At 46.8% G+C, this 21,826-nt stretch carries 22 protein-coding genes and 1 riboswitch; of the genes, 19 read left to right on the plus strand and 3 right to left on the minus strand.

Annotated features, from left to right (window positions below; translation table 11 throughout):
- Positions 1–25: 25 nt before the first annotated feature.
- A complete protein-coding gene (locus ACGTNI_RS13860) occupies positions 26–451 on the minus strand; it encodes an Hsp20/alpha crystallin family protein (protein WP_394463371.1) in 426 nt (141 codons plus the stop codon).
- A gap of 146 nt (positions 452–597) precedes the next feature.
- On the opposite strand from ACGTNI_RS13860, the gene ACGTNI_RS13865 reads away from it, so the two are divergent.
- The 14 genes from ACGTNI_RS13865 (at position 598) to purD (ending at position 14,448) form a co-directional block, all read left to right on the plus strand.
- Complete coding sequence (locus tag ACGTNI_RS13865; RefSeq protein WP_394463373.1) at positions 598–1,164, plus strand: DUF2179 domain-containing protein; 567 nt, start codon at positions 598–600, stop codon at positions 1,162–1,164.
- On the plus strand, positions 1,136–1,339 hold the full coding sequence (locus ACGTNI_RS13870) for an NETI motif-containing protein (protein WP_394463376.1): 204 nt from the start codon (positions 1,136–1,138) through the stop codon (positions 1,337–1,339). Before ACGTNI_RS13865 ends, ACGTNI_RS13870 begins: the two co-directional genes overlap by 29 nt.
- A gap of 71 nt (positions 1,340–1,410) precedes the next feature.
- A riboswitch (purine riboswitch) is annotated at positions 1,411–1,511 on the plus strand.
- 237 nt (positions 1,512–1,748) lie between these two features.
- Positions 1,749–2,240 (plus strand): 5-(carboxyamino)imidazole ribonucleotide mutase, encoded by a 492-nt coding sequence (purE, locus tag ACGTNI_RS13875; RefSeq protein ID WP_394463378.1) that lies wholly within the window; start codon positions 1,749–1,751, stop codon positions 2,238–2,240.
- Positions 2,230–3,354 carry a 5-(carboxyamino)imidazole ribonucleotide synthase gene (gene purK / locus ACGTNI_RS13880; RefSeq protein ID WP_085505267.1) on the plus strand — a complete coding sequence of 375 codons (1,125 nt, stop codon included), beginning with the start codon at positions 2,230–2,232 and terminating at the stop codon, positions 3,352–3,354. Before purE ends, purK begins: the two co-directional genes overlap by 11 nt.
- 33 nt (positions 3,355–3,387) lie before the next feature.
- Positions 3,388–4,680: an adenylosuccinate lyase gene (gene purB, locus ACGTNI_RS13885; protein WP_394463380.1), complete on the plus strand. Its 1,293-nt coding sequence runs from the start codon at positions 3,388–3,390 to the stop codon at positions 4,678–4,680.
- Positions 4,681–4,746: 66 nt separating this feature from the next.
- Positions 4,747–5,469 (plus strand): phosphoribosylaminoimidazolesuccinocarboxamide synthase, encoded by a 723-nt coding sequence (gene purC / locus ACGTNI_RS13890; protein ID WP_394463382.1) that lies wholly within the window; start codon positions 4,747–4,749, stop codon positions 5,467–5,469.
- Positions 5,457–5,705, plus strand: a complete 249-nt coding sequence (gene purS, locus ACGTNI_RS13895; protein ID WP_085505270.1) for a phosphoribosylformylglycinamidine synthase subunit PurS — start codon at positions 5,457–5,459, stop codon at positions 5,703–5,705. Before purC ends, purS begins: the two co-directional genes overlap by 13 nt.
- Positions 5,702–6,385, plus strand: coding sequence for a phosphoribosylformylglycinamidine synthase subunit PurQ (gene purQ / locus ACGTNI_RS13900; protein ID WP_394463384.1), 684 nt, complete (start codon positions 5,702–5,704; stop codon positions 6,383–6,385). The genes purS and purQ overlap by 4 nt, the downstream gene beginning before the upstream one ends.
- Entirely contained in the window at positions 6,369–8,594 is a 2,226-nt protein-coding gene (purL, locus tag ACGTNI_RS13905) for a phosphoribosylformylglycinamidine synthase subunit PurL (protein WP_394463386.1), read from the plus strand. Before purQ ends, purL begins: the two co-directional genes overlap by 17 nt.
- Positions 8,570–9,982, plus strand: a complete 1,413-nt coding sequence (gene purF / locus ACGTNI_RS13910; protein ID WP_085505273.1) for an amidophosphoribosyltransferase — start codon at positions 8,570–8,572, stop codon at positions 9,980–9,982. Before purL ends, purF begins: the two co-directional genes overlap by 25 nt.
- A gap of 31 nt (positions 9,983–10,013) precedes the next feature.
- Entirely contained in the window at positions 10,014–11,036 is a 1,023-nt protein-coding gene (gene purM, locus ACGTNI_RS13915; RefSeq protein ID WP_394463389.1) for a phosphoribosylformylglycinamidine cyclo-ligase, read from the plus strand.
- Entirely contained in the window at positions 11,033–11,611 is a 579-nt protein-coding gene (gene purN / locus ACGTNI_RS13920) for a phosphoribosylglycinamide formyltransferase (RefSeq protein WP_394463411.1), read from the plus strand. The genes purM and purN overlap by 4 nt, the downstream gene beginning before the upstream one ends.
- Positions 11,608–13,146 (plus strand): bifunctional phosphoribosylaminoimidazolecarboxamide formyltransferase/IMP cyclohydrolase, encoded by a 1,539-nt coding sequence (purH, locus tag ACGTNI_RS13925; protein WP_394463390.1) that lies wholly within the window; start codon positions 11,608–11,610, stop codon positions 13,144–13,146. Before purN ends, purH begins: the two co-directional genes overlap by 4 nt.
- A 21-nt stretch (positions 13,147–13,167) precedes the next feature.
- The gene (purD, locus tag ACGTNI_RS13930; RefSeq protein ID WP_394463392.1) at positions 13,168–14,448 is read left to right on the plus strand and encodes a phosphoribosylamine--glycine ligase; all 1,281 of its coding nucleotides are present in this window, start codon (positions 13,168–13,170) and stop codon (positions 14,446–14,448) included.
- On the opposite strand, the gene ACGTNI_RS13935 is transcribed toward purD, so the two are convergent.
- Both ACGTNI_RS13935 and ACGTNI_RS13940 read right to left on the minus strand, forming a co-directional pair.
- Entirely contained in the window at positions 14,416–14,520 is a 105-nt protein-coding gene (locus ACGTNI_RS13935; RefSeq protein WP_341829893.1) for an EYxxD motif small membrane protein, read from the minus strand. The genes purD and ACGTNI_RS13935 overlap by 33 nt on opposite strands.
- A gap of 631 nt (positions 14,521–15,151) precedes the next feature.
- Positions 15,152–15,409, minus strand: a complete 258-nt coding sequence (locus ACGTNI_RS13940; protein WP_394463395.1) for a YgaP family membrane protein — start codon at positions 15,407–15,409, stop codon at positions 15,152–15,154.
- A 114-nt stretch (positions 15,410–15,523) separates the two neighbouring features.
- Here ACGTNI_RS13940 and ACGTNI_RS13945 point away from each other — a divergent pair, with 114 nt between their 5' ends.
- The 5 genes from ACGTNI_RS13945 to pcrA all read left to right on the plus strand — a co-directional run bounded on the left by ACGTNI_RS13945 (position 15,524) and on the right by pcrA (position 21,825).
- A complete protein-coding gene (locus ACGTNI_RS13945; protein WP_394463397.1) occupies positions 15,524–17,266 on the plus strand; it encodes an adenine deaminase C-terminal domain-containing protein in 1,743 nt (580 codons plus the stop codon).
- A gap of 39 nt (positions 17,267–17,305) precedes the next feature.
- Positions 17,306–18,388 (plus strand): DUF3048 domain-containing protein, encoded by a 1,083-nt coding sequence (locus ACGTNI_RS13950; protein WP_394463399.1) that lies wholly within the window; start codon positions 17,306–17,308, stop codon positions 18,386–18,388.
- A gap of 14 nt (positions 18,389–18,402) precedes the next feature.
- A complete protein-coding gene (locus tag ACGTNI_RS13955) occupies positions 18,403–18,705 on the plus strand; it encodes a YerC/YecD family TrpR-related protein (RefSeq protein WP_085505279.1) in 303 nt (100 codons plus the stop codon).
- 182 nt (positions 18,706–18,887) lie between these two features.
- Positions 18,888–19,571 carry a heptaprenylglyceryl phosphate synthase gene (gene pcrB, locus ACGTNI_RS13960; RefSeq protein ID WP_394463400.1) on the plus strand — a complete coding sequence of 228 codons (684 nt, stop codon included), beginning with the start codon at positions 18,888–18,890 and terminating at the stop codon, positions 19,569–19,571.
- Between the two features lie 22 nt (positions 19,572–19,593).
- Positions 19,594–21,825: a DNA helicase PcrA gene (gene pcrA / locus ACGTNI_RS13965; RefSeq protein ID WP_394463401.1), complete on the plus strand. Its 2,232-nt coding sequence runs from the start codon at positions 19,594–19,596 to the stop codon at positions 21,823–21,825.
- Position 21,826 lies beyond the last annotated feature (1 nt).

Raw genomic sequence — 21,826 nt, forward strand, 5'->3', positions numbered from 1 at the left:
CATTGGTTATTTTATCAAATGGAGATCATTCTTCTTCCAGATTCGTAATTTGAATGCGGTTCTTTTGGTTGGCATCTGAAATTAGGCGGTAAAGCTGTACGACGAGCAGGCCCTGTTTATAGGATGCCTGGATTTTATCGCTGCGGACCGGATAGGGCAGGTCGACTTGGCGGTCGAATGTGCCTTCCATGATTTCGCCTTTTACCTGCTGGCCGCCTTTTTGGTTGATCTCGACGATGCCTCTGATTTCCAGGGTGGCGTGGTTCACGTAGACATCCACCTTATTCAAATCTTTTAAACCTGGAATGCTAAAGATACAAAGCAATTCATTATCGTATTGATATAAATTCATTTGGGGCAGCGGGGGCTTGACCAGTCCTTCAAAATCTCCCCAGAAATCATGGCCGAAAAAACGATCTAAATTCTTTTTCCAATCATCGAATTGATTCATAGCAATTCCACCCTCTACCTTAAAATGTAAAAAAGTTATTGTGCAGACGATTCTTCCTGTTATATAGTGTATGCATATCTTTCACCCGTGTGAATGCCTATAGCTGCAGGGGAGATGATAAGCTATAAAGGTTTGGAGGGGCTGCCATGCTGGATAATGCTTTGGTTATGATCGCTATCATCCTGATCATCAACATTGTATATGTCTCCTTTTTTACGATCCGGATGATTCTGACGCTGAAAGGACAACGTTACTTAGCAGCTTTTATCAGTATGTTTGAGATTGTTGTGTATATCTTAGGTTTAGGGTTAGTGTTGGAAAACCTCGATCAGATTCAGAACGTCATCGCCTATGCGGTCGGGTATGCACTTGGTGTCATTGTCGGGATGAAAATTGAAGAAAAGCTCGCACTTGGCTACATTACGGTGAATGTCATTTCCTCAAGCCCGGACATCGAGTTTACGCGTAAGCTTAGAGATAAGGGCTACGGGGTAACGAGCTGGTTTGCTTATGGAATGGAAGGAGACCGGCTTGCTATGCAGATCCTGACACCGCGCAAGTATGAATTGAAATTATACGACACAATTCGTACGCTTGACCCGAAAGCATTCATCATCGCTTATGAACCCAAACAGATCCACGGTGGGTTCTGGGTCAAGCAGGTGAAGAAGGGAAGGTTGAGCAATGGCGAAAAGCAAAAAAATGCGCTTTGAAGTCCACGAAGGCGAAACAATCGATCATTGCCTGGATCGTATGAAAAAAGAAGGCTACACCCCGGTTCGACGAGCAGAAGAACCGATCTTCCAGGAAGTGAATCGAGACGGTGAGAAAACCTATGAGCCGGTTGGAAGAAAGATTGTCTTTCAAGCGGTTAAAAGCGAACAATAATTTCTATAGAGTTTTACAATGTTCGTTTTTGGCGTTGACAGTCCTTTGGGGAAATTGTTATGATGAACATAGTTAATTGAATAAAGCACCCTCATATAAGACGGGAATATGGCCCGTTCGTCTCTACCCGGTAACCGTAAATTGCTGGACTATGAGGAAGATGAACCATTGCTGTACAGCGATGGTTGTGTTCGGTATCCGCAAAAAGCGTCTGCCCATCTTCTCTCATAGTGGAGAAGGTGGTGCAGGCGCTTTTTAAGTTATTAGTGCGGGCGCGAGAATCCGAATAAAGGCGCTAAAAAATTGAAAAGAGCGCGGAAAACAAAATTGTTGCGCGAAAACAGCTGTTAACTGCGCGAAAATACTAAATTAGGCGCGAAACCGTAATTTTAATGAAAAGAGGGGTTCGATGGCTCAGGTAGGAGTAATTATGGGAAGCATCTCCGATTGGTCGACGATGCAGCATACATGTGAAGTGCTGGATGAACTTGAAATAGCCTATGAAAAAGAAATCATTTCCGCTCACCGGACGCCGGAAGATATGTTCCGCTATGCTGATGAAGCGAGAGGGAAGGGCTTGAAAGTGATTATTGCCGGTGCTGGCGGTGCCGCCCACCTTCCGGGCATGGTTGCTGCAAAGACGACGCTTCCGGTCATTGGGGTCCCGGTGGAATCCAAGTCCCTCAAAGGGATGGACTCCTTATTATCAATTGTTCAAATGCCTGGCGGTGTCCCGGTCGCGACCGTAGCTATCGGAACATCAGGGGCTAAGAATGCCGGACTTTTGGCAGCAGAAATACTGGGAAGCTTTGACGTATCGATTGCTGACAAACTAGCAGACTATCGATCCCGTATGAAAGAAAAAGTCGAAGAAATGAGGAGTGAGCTCCATGACAGTTAGACTCATCCCGGGTCAGACAATTGGAATATTAGGTGGTGGACAGCTCGGACGGATGATGGCTGTAGCGGCAAAACATATGGGTTATCGAGTCGCCGTCCTCGACCCGAAACCGGATTGTCCGTGTGCCCAGGTTGCAGATTACCATATCGAAGCAGCCTATGATGATTTTGAGGCAGCCCGGAACCTTGAAAACATCAGCGATGTAATCACCTATGAGTTTGAAAATGTCGATCTAAATGTGGCCGATATGCTCGAAAAAACCGGAAAGTTGCCGCAAGGAGCCCTGCCTTTAGAAATCACGCAAAATCGACAAAAAGAGAAACAAATCGCTGTCGAAACAGGGTTGAATGTGCCGAATTACGAGATTGTTCAAACGTTTGATCAAGTAAAAACAGCCGTTCAGTCGATCGGATACCCGGCGATCATCAAGACGATTACCGGGGGATATGACGGAAAAGGTCAGGTTAAGCTGAATAAGGAAGAGGACCTGGCGGAAGTGGAAAACTTCATCGCACCAGATTCTACTTATATTATCGAAGCCTTCATCGATTTTCAAAAAGAAATATCCGTGGTGTTCACGCGTAGCCAAACCGGAGAAATAACGTATTTTCCTGTGGCTGAGAACACTCACAATAACCAGATCCTCCACCGGACCCAGATCCCGGCAGCAATCAACGATAACGTGGCAGCGAAGGCTAAGGCGGCTGCAAAGCTATTAGCAGAGCATTTGCAAGTGGTCGGCACCTTCACTGTCGAACTTTTTGTGAAAGATGACCAGGTGTTTGTCAATGAAATGGCGCCACGACCACATAACTCCGGTCATTACACGATTGAAGCGTGCAATGTCTCGCAGTTCGAACAGCATGTACGGGCGATTTGCGGACTGCCACTTTTAAAAGTCCAATCGTTTCCGGCAGCTGTCATGCTCAACATTCTTGGGAAGCATCGGGAGGAACTCTTTGAAAACCTTGCCCGTATTCAGGACTTTCACCTTCATGATTACGGGAAAGAAGAAGCGAGGCCGGAGAGAAAGATGGGTCATATCACGATAGTTGGCACAAGCTTAGATGAAATTTTTCAACGGATGGAAGAAAATCAGCTTCCCACATGGTAAAGTGTTGGGTGGGACAGTTTTAGGAGGAGTAACATGATTGATCGTTACACACGTCCAGAAATGGGAGCCATCTGGACAGAAGAAAACAAGTACAAAGCCTGGCTTGAAGTCGAATTGCTTGCCTGTGAAGCTTGGAGTGAGCTTGGCATCATTCCAAAAGAAGATGTCGAGAAGCTGCGCCAGCATGCATCGTTCGATATCGAGCGCATCTATGAAATTGAAAAAGAAACACGACATGATGTCGTTGCCTTTACTCGCGCGGTTTCCGAAACCGTAGGTGAAGAGCGGAAGTGGGTGCATTACGGTCTCACTTCCACAGATGTCGTGGACACCGCCCTTTCTTACTTATTGAAGCAGGCGAACGAAATCATCCGCAAAGATCTGGTCAGCTTTATCGATATCCTGGCAGATAAAGCCCTGGAGCATAAGCACACTGTCATGATGGGACGCACCCACGGCGTCCATGCGGAACCGACCACATTCGGTCTGAAGCTTGCGCTTTGGTATGAAGAGATGAAGCGGAACCTGGAACGTTTGGATCTTGCCATCGATCATATCGAAGTCGGAAAGCTATCCGGAGCAGTCGGTACCTATGCGAACATTGATCCTTTTGTAGAAGAATATGTTTGCCGTAACCTCGGTTTGAAGGCGGCACCCGTGTCAACGCAGACGTTGCAGCGTGACCGCCATGCTCACTATGTTTCTACATTAAGCTTGATCGCCACTTCCATTGAAAAAATGGCAGTCGAAATCCGCGGCCTGCAAAAAACGGAAACACGTGAAGTGGAAGAGTTTTTTGCTAAAGGTCAGAAAGGCTCGTCAGCAATGCCGCACAAGCGGAACCCGATCGGTTCGGAAAATATGACAGGCATGGCCCGTGTCATTCGCGGTGAAATGATGACGGCGTTTGAGAATGTCGCCCTTTGGCATGAGCGGGACATTTCCCATTCATCAGCGGAACGTGTCATTTTGCCGGATGCAACGATTGCCATCAATTATATGTTGAACCGGTTTGGCAGTATCGTCAAAAACTTGACGGTATTCCCGGAGCAGATGAAAGCCAATATGAAGAAAACGTACGGGCTTATCTTCTCTCAACGGGTACTGCTGACCCTGATTGATGAAGGCATGGTTCGTGAAGAGGCTTATGACCTGGTCCAGCCAAAAGCAATGGAAGCCTGGGAGAAAGGGATTCCATTCCGTGAATTGATTGAAGCAGACGAAAAAATTACATCAACACTGTCCCCTGAACAAATCGAACAATGTTTTGATTACACCCATCACTTGAAAAACGTGGATCGTATTTTCGAACGGATTGGATTGTAGTCAGCAGGAGGGGAGGGGCATCGTATGTTCCTCCTCTTACTTTTACTAAAACGAGGTGTTCTAAAAATGAAAGGCTCCCTATTATATGAAGGCAAAGCAAAGAAAGTCTATCATGTGGAAGGCAAACCGGAACAACTAGTCCTCTCCTATAAAAACGATGCTACTGCTTTTAATGGAAAGAAGAAGGATCAATTTGAAGGTAAAGGCCGCTTGAATAACTTGATTACCAGCCGAATTTTCGAACATTTACATCAGCAGCATATTCCCTCGCATTTTTTGAAAGCACTGAATGATAATGAACAACTTGTACAAAAAACAACAATCATTCCACTTGAAGTGGTTGTTCGTAACATTGCCGCAGGAAGCCTGACAAGGCGCCTGGCGATACCGGAAAAAACAGTGCTACAACCTCCTATTATCGAACTTTTTTATAAAAACGATGACCTCGATGATCCGCTCATCAATGATGATCATGCGAAACGGTTAGCGAATGTGACCGAGCATGATCTGGACAAAATCAAAATTCTCGCACTTAAGATCAATGAAATATTGAAACGGTTATTTAAACAGACAGATTTGGAGTTAGTGGATTTCAAATTGGAATTCGGACGCTTGAATGACGGCACCATCGTCCTGGCTGATGAAATATCGCCAGATACCTGCCGTCTTTGGGATGCAGCAACTGGAGAAAAGATGGATAAGGATGTCTTCCGGGAAGATATCGGCGATTTAATCGCAACCTATGAAACTATTTTACAACGACTGGAGGAGAGCATATGCGCAAAGTAAAAGTTTATATCACATTGAAAGAAGGGGTTCTGGATCCTCAAGGGAAGGCTGTCAAAAACTCTCTCAACACCTTAGATTTCGGCAGCGTAAATGAGGTAAGGGTCGGAAAGTATATGGAAGTCATGATGGAAGAATCCGAGAACCTGGAAGCTCAGGTGGAAGAAATGTGCGATAAGCTGCTTGCCAACCCAGTCATTGAAGATTATTCCTACGAGATTGAGGAGGTTATCGCGTGAAGTTCGCCGTTGTTGTATTTCCAGGCTCCAATTGTGACCGGGACATGTATCATGCCGTTAAAGAAGGATTGAACGAAGAGGCGGACTTAGTCTGGTATCTGGACGCTGATTTATCCTCTTATGATGCGATTTTGCTTCCAGGGGGCTTTTCCTACGGTGACTATCTCCGTTCTGGATCAATCGCTTCCACATCTCCTATTGTTCAGCAAATCAAAAAAGCGGCCGCTGACAAAAAGCCGGTCTTAGGGGTTTGCAATGGGTTTCAGATTTTACTGGAGTCCGGTCTTTTGCCAGGTGCCATGCTTGCAAATCGTGATTTGAAATTCATGTGTCACCAGGAAGAATTACGTGTGGAAAATAATAAGACGATGTTCACTTCTGAATACCAAAAAGACGGACTGATCCATCTGCCGATTGCCCACGGGGAAGGAAATTATTACTGTGACGATGCTACTTATCAACAACTGAAGGATAATGAACAGATTGTTTTTACGTACACGAATAATCCTAATGGCTCGACAGGGGATATCGCAGGTATCGTTAATGAAACAGGAAATGTACTGGGGATGATGCCTCACCCGGAACGCGCGATCGAAAGTCTGCTCGGAAATGCGGACGGACTTCGTTTGTTTCAATCCATTTTGACGTATTGGAGGAATAATCATGCCATCCATGCTTGAAATCAGTCCAGAAGAAATTGAACATAATCGAATATACGCAGAAATGGGGCTCAGCGACCAGGAATATAAACAGGTTGTAAGCCTGCTGGGCAGACGTCCGAATCATACGGAAATCGGGTTATTTTCGGTGATGTGGTCCGAGCATTGCAGCTACAAAAACTCTAAGCCTTTGCTAAAAAAGTTTCCTACAGAAGGCCCGCAAGTATTGCAGGGGCCTGGGGAAGGTGCCGGCATTATTGATATCGGCGATGAGCAGGCTGTCGTTTTCAAAATTGAAAGCCATAATCACCCCTCAGCCGTTGAACCATACCAAGGGGCGGCGACAGGTGTCGGAGGTATTATTCGCGACGTGTTTTCCATGGGAGCCCGTCCGATTGCTCTGTTGAATTCACTAAGGTTCGGCTCGTTGAAACATCCGAGAATCAAATATCTGTTTGAGGAAGTCGTACGGGGGATTGCCGGCTATGGCAACTGTGTCGGCGTTCCAACAGTCGGAGGAGAAGTCCAGTTTGACGATGCTTATGAAGGAAATCCCCTTGTCAATGCCATGTGTGTCGGACTGATTGATCACAAAGACATTCAAAAAGGGATTGCAGCCGGAGTCGGAAACACGGTCATGTATGTTGGAGCTAAAACAGGGCGTGACGGCATACATGGTGCTACCTTTGCTTCCGAAGAATTATCCGAAGAAGCAGAAAGTAAGCGCCCATCAGTCCAGGTCGGTGACCCATTCATGGAAAAACTGTTGATTGAAGCGTGTCTGGAAGTCATCCATCATGACGCCCTTATCGGGATGCAGGATATGGGAGCGGCGGGGCTGACATCGTCCGCCAGCGAGATGGCAAGTAAAGCCGGTACAGGAATGGAAATGAATTTGGATCATATTCCGCAGCGGGAGCTGAATATGTCGCCATACGAGATGATGTTGTCGGAATCTCAGGAGCGGATGCTGCTGGTCATTGAAAAAGGACGCGAGCAGGAGATCCGTAAGATTTTCGAAAAGTACGACCTGGAAGCAGTAGCAGTCGGGGAAGTCATTGAGGAGCGTCGCTTCCGTTTATTCCATAAAGGAGAGGTGGCTGCGGATGTCCCTGTAGACGCTTTGGCAGAAGATGCCCCTGTCTATCGTCAGCCATCCTGTGTACCGGAATATTTTAAAGAATTTCAGGCGATGGAAGATTATCAGCCTACCATTGAAGACTATGAAAAAACCTTGATTGACCTCTTAAAGCAGCCGACAATTGCCAGTAAGGAATGGGTCTATGACCAGTATGATTCCATGGTGCAGACGAATACGGTAGTCACCCCGGGTTCTGATGCAGCTGTGCTTCGTGTTCGTGGTACAAAGAAAGCACTCGCGATGACGACGGATTGTAATTCTCGCTACATCTACCTTGACCCGGAAATGGGCGGTAAGATTGCTGTAGCAGAAGCCGCTCGGAATATCGTCTGTTCAGGTGCCCGTCCGCTAGGTCTGACCGACGGTTTGAATTTCGGCTCTCCGGAAAACCCGGAAATTTTCTGGCAGATGGAAAAAAGTGTCGATGGTATGAGTGAAGCTTGTGAGCAGCTTGAAGCACCGGTCATCAGTGGGAATGTATCGCTTTACAACGAATCGTATGGGAAAGCGATATACCCAACGCCGATTGTAGGGATGGTCGGTCTCATCGAAGATACGGCCCACATCACACGTTCCGATTTCCAGCGGTCCGGGGACTTGATTTATGTGATTGGAAAAGCACAGGCGGAATTCGGCGGGAGCGAGCTGCAAGGCATATTGGAAGGTCGTCATTTTGGCAAACCTCCTCATATCGATTTAGAGGTGGAAAAAAAGCGCCAGAGCCATTTGCTGACTGCCATCCAGGCAGGGGTTGTCCAATCGGCGCATGATATTTCTGAAGGTGGGTTGGCAGTGGCACTGGCAGAGAGCCTGTTTGCACAGGAGTTTGGTTGTAAAGTGGAGTTAGAAGGAGATACAGCGGCAGAGCTTTTCGCTGAAACACAATCCCGATTCATTATCTCAGTGAGTCCTGAAAAACAGAAAGAATGGGAGCAGTTAATGACCGAGGCAGTTCTTATCGGGCGCGTAATAGATGATGGGGAATACCGTTTAAACGTCAACGGTCAGCCGATCATTCATACGGTGACGAATAAATTGAAGGACGCCTGGAAAGGAGCCATTCCATGCTTGGTGAAATCAAAGGCCTGAATGAAGAATGTGGCATCTTTGGTGTATGGGGACATGAAGAGTCAGCGCAGATTACGTATTACGGGCTCCATGCCCTACAGCATCGCGGCCAGGAAGGAGCCGGCATTGTCGTCAGTGACGGAGAAGAGTTGAAACTGGCCAAAGGGCTTGGGTTAGTAAACGATGTATTCAAACAGGATATGCTGGATAATTTAGAAGGCCATGCCGCACTTGGCCATGTCCGTTATGCAACACAAGGTGGCGGAGGTTATGAAAATGTCCAGCCGCTATTATTTCGCTCGCAAAAAAGCAGCATGGCGCTTGCTCATAACGGAAACCTCGTCAATGCTCAGGCGCTGAAAATGCAGCTGGAAGCGCAGGGAAGCATTTTGCAGACGACCTCCGATACCGAGGTGATCGCTCACTTGATTAAACGGAGCGGCCACTTAAATATGGAAGAGGCATTAATACAAGCCCTTACAATGATTAAAGGGGCTTACGCATTTGCTGTCATGACGGAAAAGCAATTATTTGTCGCTCAGGATCCGCGCGGCTTGCGGCCGTTATCGATCGGCCGGATCGGCAGTGCTTATGTCGTCGCTTCAGAAACTTGTGCGTTTGATGTCGTCGGAGCGGAACATGAACGGGACGTTGAGCCGGGAGAGTTATTGGTCATCGATGAAAACGGCATCGAATCGAAGCGGTTTTCTGCACCGATTCAACGGACACTATGTTCCATGGAGCACGTCTATTTTTCCCGTCCAGACAGCAATCTCGATGGCATCAACGTCCACGCATCAAGAAAGCGGATGGGGAAAGTCCTTGCTGATGAAGCACCGGTAGAAGCGGATGTCGTCACCGGTGTGCCTGATTCCAGCATATCCGCGGCAATCGGTTATGCAGAAGCTTCGCGAACCCCATATGAACTCGGTTTGATAAAGAACCGTTATGTCGGCAGGACATTTATTCAGCCATCCCAGGAGCTGCGGGAGCAGGGTGTGAAAATGAAACTGTCCGCCGTTCGCGGTATTGTCGAAGGGAAGCGTGTCGTCATGGTCGATGACTCTATCGTCCGGGGAACAACCAGCCGCAGAATCGTAAGGCTTTTAAAAGAAGCGGGAGCTACGGAAGTCCATGTCCGGATTGCATCACCACCGATAAAGAATCCTTGTTATTACGGCATTGATACTTCTACAGAGGGTGAACTGATTGCGGCTAATCACAGTCTGGAAGAAATGCAGGAGATCATCGGAGCTGACAGCCTTGCATTTTTATCTGTGCAAGGGTTGGAGGATGCCATCTACCAGGATGGCCAATCCCTCAACCACGGTCCCTGTGCCGCCTGTTTCACAGGCAACTATCCGACAGAAATCTATCCAAATACAGTGCCGCCCTACGTCAAAGCTTAGTAGTCAAAATACAAAAAAGTGAGGGTTCATAATGAGCGAGCAATATAAACAAGCAGGTGTCGACGTTGAAGCAGGTTATCAGGCAGTTGAACAAATGAAAAAGCATGTGACACGCACATTACGTCCGGAAGTAGTCGGCGGTCTTGGTGCTTTTGCAGGTATATTCGATATCAGTCAATTCAATTACAATCATCCCGTACTAGTCACTGGCACGGATGGCGTCGGTACAAAGTTAAAGCTGGCATTCGAGATGGAAAAACATGATACCATCGGTCAGGATGCTGTGGCGATGTGTGTCAATGATATTGTAGCTCAAGGGGCAGACCCATTATTTTTCCTTGATTATATCGCTTGCGGAAAAAACAACCCGGATCAAGTGGAACAGATTGTCAAAGGAATCGCTGATGGTTGTGAAGCTTCCGGTTGTGCTTTGATTGGCGGCGAAACAGCGGAGATGCCTGGGATGTATGAGCCAACAGAATATGACCTTGCAGGATTTGCTGTTGGAATTGCTGAAAAGGAAGAGCTGATTACCGGAGAAGATATCCGTCCTGGCGATGCGGTTATAGGCCTTGCTTCTTCTGGAGTCCATTCCAACGGTTTCTCATTAGTGCGGAAGATCATAGCAGAACAAAATTTAAACCTGAATGACTCCTATCCGGGACTACGGGAACCTCTGGGGGAAGTCCTTCTAACACCGACCAGGTTGTATGCCAATCAAGTGCAAATCATGAAAAAACAATCGACCCTAAAGGGCGTTGCACATATTACCGGCGGTGGATTCTATGAAAACATCCCGCGCGCATTGCCGGATGGGTTTGGCGTTGAAATTGACCGCAACACCTGGAAACAGCCGGATATATTCCCTTTCCTGCAGCAGCAGGGCAGCTTATCTGATGAGGAAATGTATGGTGTATTCAATATGGGTATCGGCATGGTCGTCATCATATCGGAAGCGGTCAGGGAAGAAGTCATGAACCACCTGGAACAGGCTGGTGAAACTGCTTATCACATTGGTATGGTTACGGCGCAGGAAGGGATTCAATGGCTATGATAAAGGCTGCCGTTTTTGCTTCAGGTACAGGTAGTAATTTTGATGCGATTGTAAAGGCTTCAGAGGCAGGCGACATTCCTTGTGATATCCAGCTGCTTGTCTGCGACCGAAGGGATGCTGGAGTTATTAAAAAAGCCGAACAGAAAAATATCGACACATTCGTGTTCTCCCCAAAAGAATTTGACGGAAAGGATGCGTATGAACGTCAGATTCTATTAGAATGTAGAGAGCGGGGGATAGAATGGATATTTCTTGCCGGGTACATGCGTTTAATCGGTCCAGTCCTGCTCGAACCATTTAAGAACCGGATCATCAATATCCATCCCTCACTTTTGCCTGCTTTCCCCGGCAAAGATGCGATCGGCCAGGCTTTTGAAAAGCAAGTGAAGGTGACAGGGGTGACCATCCATTATATTGACGACGGGATGGATACCGGTCCGATCATTGAACAGGAAGCTATCCGTATATCGGCGAAAGATACGAGAGAAACGCTGCAGCAAAAAATCCAGGCAGTTGAACATTCCCTATATCCTAAAGTGATCCAATCATTATTAGTCGAGGAGGAAGTATATTGAGTGAGAAGAAACGAGCATTATTAAGTGTTTCCGATAAATCAGGTCTGGCCGATTTTGCAAAGAAGCTAGTAGAGAGTGGATATGAACTGGTATCTACCGGAGGGACGAAAAAAGCCATCGAGGAAACTGGTATCCCGGTGCTTTCTGTTAGTGATGTAACGAACTTTCCGGAGATTATGGACGGTCGTGTCAAAACGCTGCATCCTGCTGTCCATAGTGCGCTGTTAGCGAAACGGGACAACGAAGTACACATGGATCAGCTTCGCAAGTTAGAGCTCGATACGATCGATATGGTAGTCGTCAACCTGTATCCATTCCAGAAAACGATCGCGAAGCCTGATGTTACAGAAGAGGATGCGATTGAGAATATAGATATCGGAGGACCTACCATGCTGCGCGCGGCAGCTAAGAACTTCCAGGACGTCATTGTTGTCGTTGATCCGTCAGATTATGACATGGTTGCTGAAGGATTGCAAAATGACGGACTTAGTGTCGATGTACGCAAACGTCTTGCCGGTAAAGTTTATCGTCATACTGCCAATTATGATGCGGCGATCGCAGCGTACTTTACAGAGATGACCGAAGATGATTATCCAGAAACCTACACCGCTACTTTTGAAAAAGTCCAGTCGCTTCGTTATGGCGAGAATCCTCATCAGACAGCGGCCTTTTATAAGCAGGCGAATGCGGAAGGTGCGTCGCTTGCCAATGCAAAGCAGCTGAACGGGAAAGAGCTTTCCTACAATAATATTCAGGATGCCAATGCTGCTCTTGAAATCGTGCAGGAATTCAAGAAGCCAGCAGCTGTCGCAGTCAAACATATGAATCCTTGTGGGGTTGGAACAGGAAGCGGCCTGGCAGAAGCATACCAGAAAGCTTACGAGGGAGATCCGGTTTCTATCTTCGGAGGAATTGTTGCCGTTAATCAGGAAGTGGATATCGTTACTGCTGAAAAGATGAAAGAGATTTTTCTGGAAATCATCATTGCTCCGAAATTCAGTAAGGAAGCATTAGAAGTGCTCACCACGAAGAAAAACCTGCGCCTGCTGGAAGTGGATATCGCGAAGCCGGACAAGGCAGCTCAAAAACTTACTTCTGTCAGCGGCGGGCTGCTGGTCCAGGATGCCGATACGGGAAGTATCGATGGCGTAGAGTTAAAGGCAGCGACCGATCGTGAACCGACAGCCCAGGAATTAGAAGATTTGAAATTAAGCTGGCAGGTTGTCAAACACGTGAAGTCTAATGCGATCGTTGTCGCTAAAGCAGATCAGACGCTTGGGATTGGTGCTGGCCAGATGAATCGTGTCGGTGCAGCCAAAATCGCATTTGAGCAGGCAGGAGAAAAAGCGAAAGGTGCTGTGATGGCTTCGGATGCTTTCTTCCCTATGCCGGACACCGTAGAAGCAGCTGCCGAATCTGGTATCACCGCTATCATCCAGCCTGGCGGTTCGAAACGTGACCAGGACTCCATTGACGCCTGTAATAAGCATGGAATCGCGATGGTGTTTACTGGTATGCGTCATTTCAAACATTAATTCAGACGGGAGTGGAAAGCGATGGATGTATTAGTAATCGGTCGAGGCGGTCGGGAGCATAGCCTTATCCAGAAAATCCATGAAAGCCCTCAGGTGGAGAAAGTCTTTGCAGCTCCTGGGAATGGCGGCATGGAAACTTTAGCGGAACGGGTTGCCTTGAATGAGACAGATAGCGAGGCATTGGTGCAGTTCGCTAAAGAAAATGATATCGCCCTTACCATTGTCGGACCAGAAAATCCGTTGACGGCTGGCATCGTAGATGTCTTCCAGCATGCCGGACTAGCTGTTTTTGGTCCTAATCAAGCGGCTGCCCAAATAGAGGGAAGCAAGCACTTTGCCAAGGCGCTGATGGAGAAATACGAAATTCCGACAGCTGCCTATCGTGTGTTTACAAATCCTGACACGGCAAAAGCGTATGTAAAAGGTCAAGGGGCGCCCATTGTCATCAAAGCGGATGGATTAGCTGCCGGTAAAGGGGTAGTGGTCGCAGAAACTGTAGAAGAAGCCGAGCAAGCGGTGGAAACGATGTTAATCGATCATAAGTATGGCGAAGCCAGCAAGGAAATCGTCATCGAAGAATTTCTGCAAGGGGAAGAGTTTTCACTCATGGCTTTTGTCAATGGAGAAGAGGTTCATCCATTGCTTCCATCGCAGGATCATAAACGAGCATTTGATGGCGATCACGGTCCCAACACAGGCGGCATGGGGGCTTACGCTCCAGTACCATTTTTATCAGAACAGGACATCGATACAGCTGTGGCTGCTATATTGAAACCCGCCGCCAAAGCGATGGCAGCAGAGGGTACACCATTCACAGGAATCCTTTACGCCGGGCTGATTCAAACACAGGATGGACCAAAAGTTATCGAATTCAATGCCAGATTCGGAGACCCGGAAGTCCAGGTCGTCCTGCCGCTTCTTCGCAATGACCTGATACAGGTGATAAACGATGTTCTTGAGGGAAAGGACCCTCAGCTGCAATGGAAACAAGGCTATTGTGGTGGTGTCGTTGTAGCTTCTGAAGGATATCCTGGCAGTTATGAAAAAGGGAAGCTGCTGCCGGCATTGAACATGGAAGAGAATGTAACCATCGTGCATGCCGGCACGCAAAAGCAGGGGGACAGCTTTGTCTCAGATGGCGGGCGTGTCCTGCTTGTACACGCTGTTGCGGATACATTAGATGAAGCGATGAACACGGTTTACCAGAACCTTGAAGTGTTCCAGGGTTCTTCGGATTTTTTCTATCGTACGGACATAGCTGGTCGGGTCTTACGTTCTGCGCTTGTTCATAAAAACAAATAATAGCGCGATAATACTCCCGATAATGACCGCCAGGACAAATGTCGTATCCGTTAAATATTCCATTATGTTCATGTGACGCTCCACTCCTTTCTAAAATAAATTCTATTTTTAATTCGACAGCTTTTGCTGAAGATTGGTTTCGTTACTTTTAAGGGGAGAAAATGGGGACTGGGAAATAGCTCGCTTTCCGCGGGGAAGACGGCAAGCCTCCTCGAGCTAAAGCTCTGCGGGGTCTCGCCAGTCTATCCTTTCCCGCAGGAGTCTCGCCATTTCCCAGTCCCCATTACTATAAATAAAGTAACGAAACCATCTTTTTAAAATTATATTTAGGGGATTATGCAACAGGTCACTACTATGAGTTATTGTACCAACCTGTTCGGAAAAGAATTGAATCATTTACGAAGGCACTTTATGGTAAAGGGGCGGAGGGAAACGGTGAGACTCCTGTGGGATATGCGGGATCGCTGAGGCCCCGCAAGGCGGAGCCTGAGGAGACTCAGCACACGCCCACGGAAAGCGAACCGTTTTCCGGAGCCCCTAAACCCGTACATATTTTCTAAATAAAGTGTTCGAATTTACAGTCCTTTATTTGCAATCACCAAATTTGTTTAAGAACAAACGGCTGGCCCGGAAGTCTGTATCGGACTTACTAAGGGGCAGCTTTTTGTTATGGTTTCATAATACCTAAAAAGCAGGGCTGGTATTATGAAGGGTTGATGGCTTGGTCTCTTTCTTGCTGGTCATCTTCTTGCATCGTTTGCTGTACGAGTGCAGTGACTGGACAAAAGCGGACAATTCCTTCCGCAACCTTCATCGCTCCGATGATGATCCATAGCACATTTGTCTCCGAGTACGGGCGTTTCAAGGCGCGGATGGTGCAAAAACTTAACATTGTAAATCCGGCGGTAATCCTTACTAAAGCATTTAAAATGCCGATATTAGGTTTGATACGTCTGAACATAATGAACAAGCTCCTTTACTGTCATATTTTTGTCAAATAATACTTCAAAACGTTACTGCGTGAAAACGCTTCCTGTGTTAAGATAGAAAGAAACTCCAAATTGGGGGAAGGACAATGAATGAAAATCGTTTTCGCTGGCGCAATCGGCAGCTTAGGGAACACGCTGCTATCATCGATGGAAAACTAGCGCCTACTAAAGTAATCACAAACGCAACTTATTTGAATGTATATATGAAACAATGGATGGAAGGAAATATATGGATTGACGATGACCGGATCGTTTATGTTGGCGAAGCTATGCCGGACAATACAGACGGGACGGAAATGATTGACGCTTCGGAAAGTTACATCGTCCCAGGGTATATTGAGCCCCATTCGCACCCATTCCAACTATATAATCCCCAAAGCCTGGGGCTTTATGCAGCTCAGACAGGGACCACAACCCTGATTAATGACAACTTGATGTGGCTTTTTTTATTGGACGAAAAGAAAGCGTTTTCTTTACTGGAAGAATTCGTAGAATTGCCTTGTTCCATGTTCTGGTGGGGGCGTTACGATTCACAATCCGTACTGCAGGAAACCGATCAGGAGGAATTCCAGGAAAAAGTGGTACCTTGGCTGAATCACGATGCCGTTATTCAGGGAGGGGAATTGACTTCCTGGCCGGAAGTGCTGAAGGGTGATGACCAGACCTTATACTGGATGCAGGAAACAACACGGCTTCGTAAACCGGTGGAAGGCCATCTGCCAGGGGCGTCCGAGCGCACGTTGACGAAAATGAAGTTGCTCGGCGTCGATTCCGATCATGAATCGATAACAGCGGATGAGGTATTGAGACGTTTGGCGCTTGGATATAATGTCGGTCTCCGCAATTCATCCATTCGCCCTGATCTATACGGCATGTTGAAAGAACTGGTAGACCGCGGCCATAATCAATTCGATCATTTCATGATGACGACCGACGGATCTACTCCTGGTTTTTATGAACAAGGAATCATGGATCACTGTGTGAAACTAGCACTGGAAGCAGGAGTACCGACGATCGATGCCTACTTGATGGCTTCGTATCAGGCCGCCAGACACTTTAGCATCGAACACCGTGTCGGAAGTATCGCGCCAGGACGCACCGCCCACTTGAATTTCCTCCATTCACCGGAAGAGCCAAGGCCTCACTCGGTCCTCGCAAAAGGAGAATGGATGAAACGGGACCATGAAACATACAATGTCGAGAAGCAGATTGATTTTCCAAGTTTCGGGGTGACACCGCTACAAATAGATTGGGATTTGAATGAGGAAGACCTCCAATTCTCTATGCCGCTCGGAATGAATATGAAGAGCTCTGTCATCATGCAGCCCTATGCACTCAGCAGCGATGCATCGCGGGAAGAGCTGCCAGAGGGAAATGAAGAATCCTTTTTAATGCTGCTCGACCGTGAGGGGGAGTGGCGAGTCAATACGGTTTTGAAAGGTTTCACGAATAAGTTGGGTGCCCTCATCAGTTCCTACTCGAATACGGGAGATATCGTACTGTTAGGGAAAAACAAGCAGGATATGAAGATAGCCTTCAACCGGATGAAAGAAATAGGGGGAGGCATTGTACTTGTACATGATGGTGACATTATCTATGAAATGCCATTGAAACTCGGCGGGGTCATGTCTGATGAAAAAATGGAAACAGTCATACAGAAGGAAAAGGAACTGCGCGAGCATTTGAGGAGCTTCGGATATCGTCATGAAGACCCTGTCTATACATTATTGTTCTTATCCTCTGTTCACCTGCCATACATTCGTATTACCCCGGTAGGAATTTTGGATGTGAAAAAGAAAGAGGTACTCTTTCCTGCAATAATGCGTTAAAATGTTAATATAGAGAAATTAAGATAAGGGTGGGACTGCGTGAAAAAAATTATATTGGGGATTCTGCTGCTCATGACCTTGTTACTGGCTGCTTGTACGAGTGAATCGGGGAAAGGGAAACAACCGGGAGATGCTCCTGAATCCAACGATGCAGGTGAGGCGGATAGCAGCAGTGAGGAAGAAACGGAGGAAGGTACATATGTCAATGTATTTCCTTTTACTGGAGAGCCGACTAATGATCAGGTTGACCATCGGGCTCTCGCTGTGATGGTCAACAACCATTCAAAAGCAAGGCCGCAAACAGGACTCAGCCAGGCGGACATCGTCTATGAATTATTGGCTGAAGGTGAAATCACTCGATTTTTAGCAGTTTTTCATAGTACAATTCCGGATGAAATAGGGCCGATAAGAAGTGCGAGGCCTTATTATTTCAATCTAGCCAAAGCCCATGAGGCTATATATACCTATCATGGCGCGGCTGATTTTATTAATGAACAGATTAGAAATGATGGCCATGACTACCTCAACGGAGCAACATACGATAATGATGGGCGCCTGTTTAAACGGGATAACACCAGGAAAGCTCCTCATAATTCCTACTTGCTGACGGAGGGGGTTACTCCAGTCGCTGACAGAAAAGGCTATGAAAGCAGCAGAAACATCGAACCTTTTACCTTCATCAATGAGAATGCAGTTCTGAATAGTGGCGGGAAAGAAGTTTCTGATCTTAAAATTGTCTATTCGGAACGTTTTGATACCACTGTTTCTTATGCCTACGAGCCAAAAGCCGGGGAGTACGTACGTTACAGTGATGGCAAGCAAACCGTAGAGCGCGATAATAACGCGCCAATCAAGCTTGCTAATGTATTGATTATAGAAACAAATCACCAGGTGATTGATTCTGCTGGCCGGAGGGACATTGATTTAACTTCCGGTGGCGAAGGCTACTTGCTGCAGGCAGGGAAGCTTCGGGAAATCACCTGGAAAAATGAGTCCGGCCGCATCATTCCTTATGAAGGGGATGAAAAAGCGGGAATGCTTCCAGGACGGACGTGGGTGAACGTGATTCCATCCAGCCCTGGACTTGAACAATCCGTATCTTACCGGCTAACAGGAGAATAGGAGGATGAATGTTAATGCAAATTGATAAATTGCGGGGGAAGACGCTGGATCAACTTTTTGAGGCGATACTCGCATTAGAAAATGTAGAAGAATGCTATCGCTTTTTTGATGACCTGGCTACGATGAATGAAGTACAATCGCTGGCCCAGCGTCTGGAAGTAGCCCGGATGCTTCGTGAGGGTTACACTTACCATAAAATCGAAACCGAAACAGGGGCTTCCACAGCTACTATTTCCCGTGTGAAGCGTAGTTTGAACTATGGTAATGACGCCTATCAGATGGCACTTGACCGTCTGGCTGCACAAAAAAATAAATAAGTGATACGAAATCGCGCCCGTGTTGATGCTGGGCGCGATTATTTTTGTCTAAGGAAAGGCTGTTCGCTCTTAAATATACTTTTTCGCGCTACATATCGGAAGCGGCTGTGCTGGTTCCTTTCTGGTACTAGTTTTTGCTATAATGAAATAATGGATTACAGGAGAAATTGGAGGACAGAATCGTGTACAATGTGAACGAGTGGCAGCATGTATTCAAGCTCGATCCGAATAAAGAAATTACAGATGAAGATTTAGAAAAAGTGTGTGAATCAGGGACAGATGCTGTCATCGTCGGTGGAACGGATCATGTGACCCTCGATGATGTATTGAATCTGCTGGCGAGGGTGCGTCGTTATTCTGTACCATGTGTGCTGGAGATGTCGAATCTTGACGCAATCACACCTGGTTTCGATTTTTATTTTATTCCGATGGTGATGAACAGCCGGGATAAAAAATGGATGATGGATATCCAGCACCAGGCGGTCAAGGAGTACGGAGACATCATGAACTGGAAAGAGCTCCTGGTCGAAGGATACTGTATCCTTAATGAGGAAGCCAAAGCTTTCCGCTATACCGGGAGCATCCTTCCATCGAGAGAGGATGTCATCGCTTATGCACGGATGGCGGAGCACATGTACAACCTGCCGATTTTTTATATGGAATATAGCGGTCTCTATGGAGATGCCGATCTCGTCGAAGAAGTAAAAGACACGCTTGAGCATACGTGCCTTTTTTATGGCGGCGGTATTACTACCGCAGAACAAGCAAAGGAAATGAAACAGCACGCCGATGTTATCGTCGTCGGTAATGTCATATATGAAGATTTGAAAGCTGCCTTGAAGACGGTAAAGGCAGTGAAAGGATAAATTAACAAAGGATGGTGTCAACATGGCCCAGGCAATTAACGGGTTATTGAAAGGCCTCAACGAACCTCAACGTAATGCAGTGACACATACAGAAGGACCACTTTTAATCATGGCAGGTGCCGGAAGTGGAAAAACACGTGTACTTACCCATCGAATTGCATATTTACTGCAGGAAAAAGAAGCGTCCCCACGCAGCATACTGGCAATTACATTTACGAATAAAGCGGCCCGGGAGATGAAGGAAAGGGTGGAAGCGCTCGTCGGCCAGGAAGGCGAATCCATCTGGATGTCGACCTTTCACTCGATGTGTGTAAGAATCCTTCGTCGTGATATTGACCGTATCGGTATCGATCGCAACTTTTCTATTCTGGATTCCAGCGATCAGCTATCGGTCATCAAACAAGTGTTGAAACAACTGAATCTTGATCCGAAAAAATGGGATCCGCGTGCGATGCTCGGGGCGATCAGCGGAGCGAAGAATGAACTGATGTCGCCGGATGACTATGCCCAGCAGGCGGGAAGCTTTTATGAAGAGCAAGTGGCAGAGGTATATAAACGCTATACAAAAACGCTGCGCAAGAATCAGTCACTCGACTTTGATGACTTGATCATGCAGACGTTGAACCTGTTCGACCGGGTACCGGAAGTGTTGGAATACTACCAGCGCCGGTTCCAATATATCCATGTTGATGAGTATCAGGATACCAACCATGCCCAGTACCAGCTGGTCAACCAGCTCGCGAGCCGTTACCAGAATCTTTGCGTCGTGGGGGATTCTGACCAGTCCATCTATCGCTGGCGTGGGGCCGACATTCAGAACATCCTGTCGTTCGAAAAGGATTACCCGAATGCAAAGGTCATCATGCTGGAGCAGAACTACCGCTCTACTAAATTGATACTCGATGCAGCCAATAAGGTGATCGAAAACAACCCTGGACGTAAACCGAAGCGCCTTTGGACAGACAATGATGGCGGCGAAAAAATCTACTATCACGCAGCGGCTACAGAACGGGAAGAGGGATTATTCGTCACCAATAAAATAGAAGAAATGGTACATGACCATAAATGTCAGTATAAAGACATCGCGATTCTTTATCGTACCAATGCCCAATCCCGTGCCATCGAGGAAACGTTCGTAAAAGCAGGCGTTCCTTATCAGATGATCGGCGGAACCAAGTTCTATGATAGAAAAGAAATCAAAGATATGCTTGCTTATTTGCGATTGATTGCCAATCCGAATGATGATTTGAGTTTTACCCGTGTGGTCAACGAACCGAAGCGCGGTGTCGGCAAAACGAGCATTGAAAAAATGCAGGCCTATGCGGCTGATCATGATATTTCTCTTTTTGAAGCAGCTGCAGAAGTTGATTTTGTCGGGGTGAGTGCCCGGGCAGCAAAGGCAATTATGGCGTTCCGTACCATGATTGATAATTGGACAAAACAGCAGGAGTTCTTATCCGCGACTGATATGGTTCAGGAAGTTATCGATAAGACAGGCTATGAGGAAATGCTGAAGAATGAAAAAAGCATTGAAGCACAAAGCCGTCTGGAAAACATTGAAGAATTCAAATCCGTTACTAAAAATTTCGAAGAGAACAGTGACGATAAAACATTGATCGCTTTCTTGACCGACCTTGCGTTGATAGCTGATATCGACCAGATGGATGAGGATCCGATGGGAGATAATAAAGTAGTATTGATGACGCTTCATTCAGCGAAAGGACTGGAGTTTCCGATTGTCTTTCTGATTGGAATGGAAGAAAATGTATTCCCGCACAGCCGATCCATTATGGATGAAGAAGAAATGGAAGAAGAACGGCGGCTTGCTTATGTGGGGATTACACGTGCGGAAAAACAGCTGTACATGACTCATGCAAAAATGCGCACGTTATATGGAAGAACGAACATGAACCCGGTCAGCCGATTTATTAACGAAATCCCGGAAGATATGATCGAAGGCAAAGCGGAAAAAGAGAACATCCCGTTTTTCAATAATCAAAAGCAGCGGACCACAGGCTTTGAGGCTCCTGCCCAGCCGAAACGTGCTCCTCAGAAACTGAAGCAAAAGACAACATCCGGGGGAGAAAAGATTACCTGGCAGGCTGGCGATAAAGCCGAGCATAAAAAGTGGGGCGTGGGCACTGTCGTCAAGGTGCAAGGAGAAGGAGAAGCGATGGAGCTTGATATCGCCTTCCCGGCACCGGTCGGTGTCAAACGCCTGCTGGCCAAATTCGCACCAATCACAAAAGTATAAG

It is taken from the genome of Thalassobacillus sp. B23F22_16, from assembly GCF_043496955.1.
Classification (GTDB): Bacteria; Bacillota; Bacilli; order Bacillales; family Halobacillaceae; genus Thalassobacillus; species Thalassobacillus devorans_A.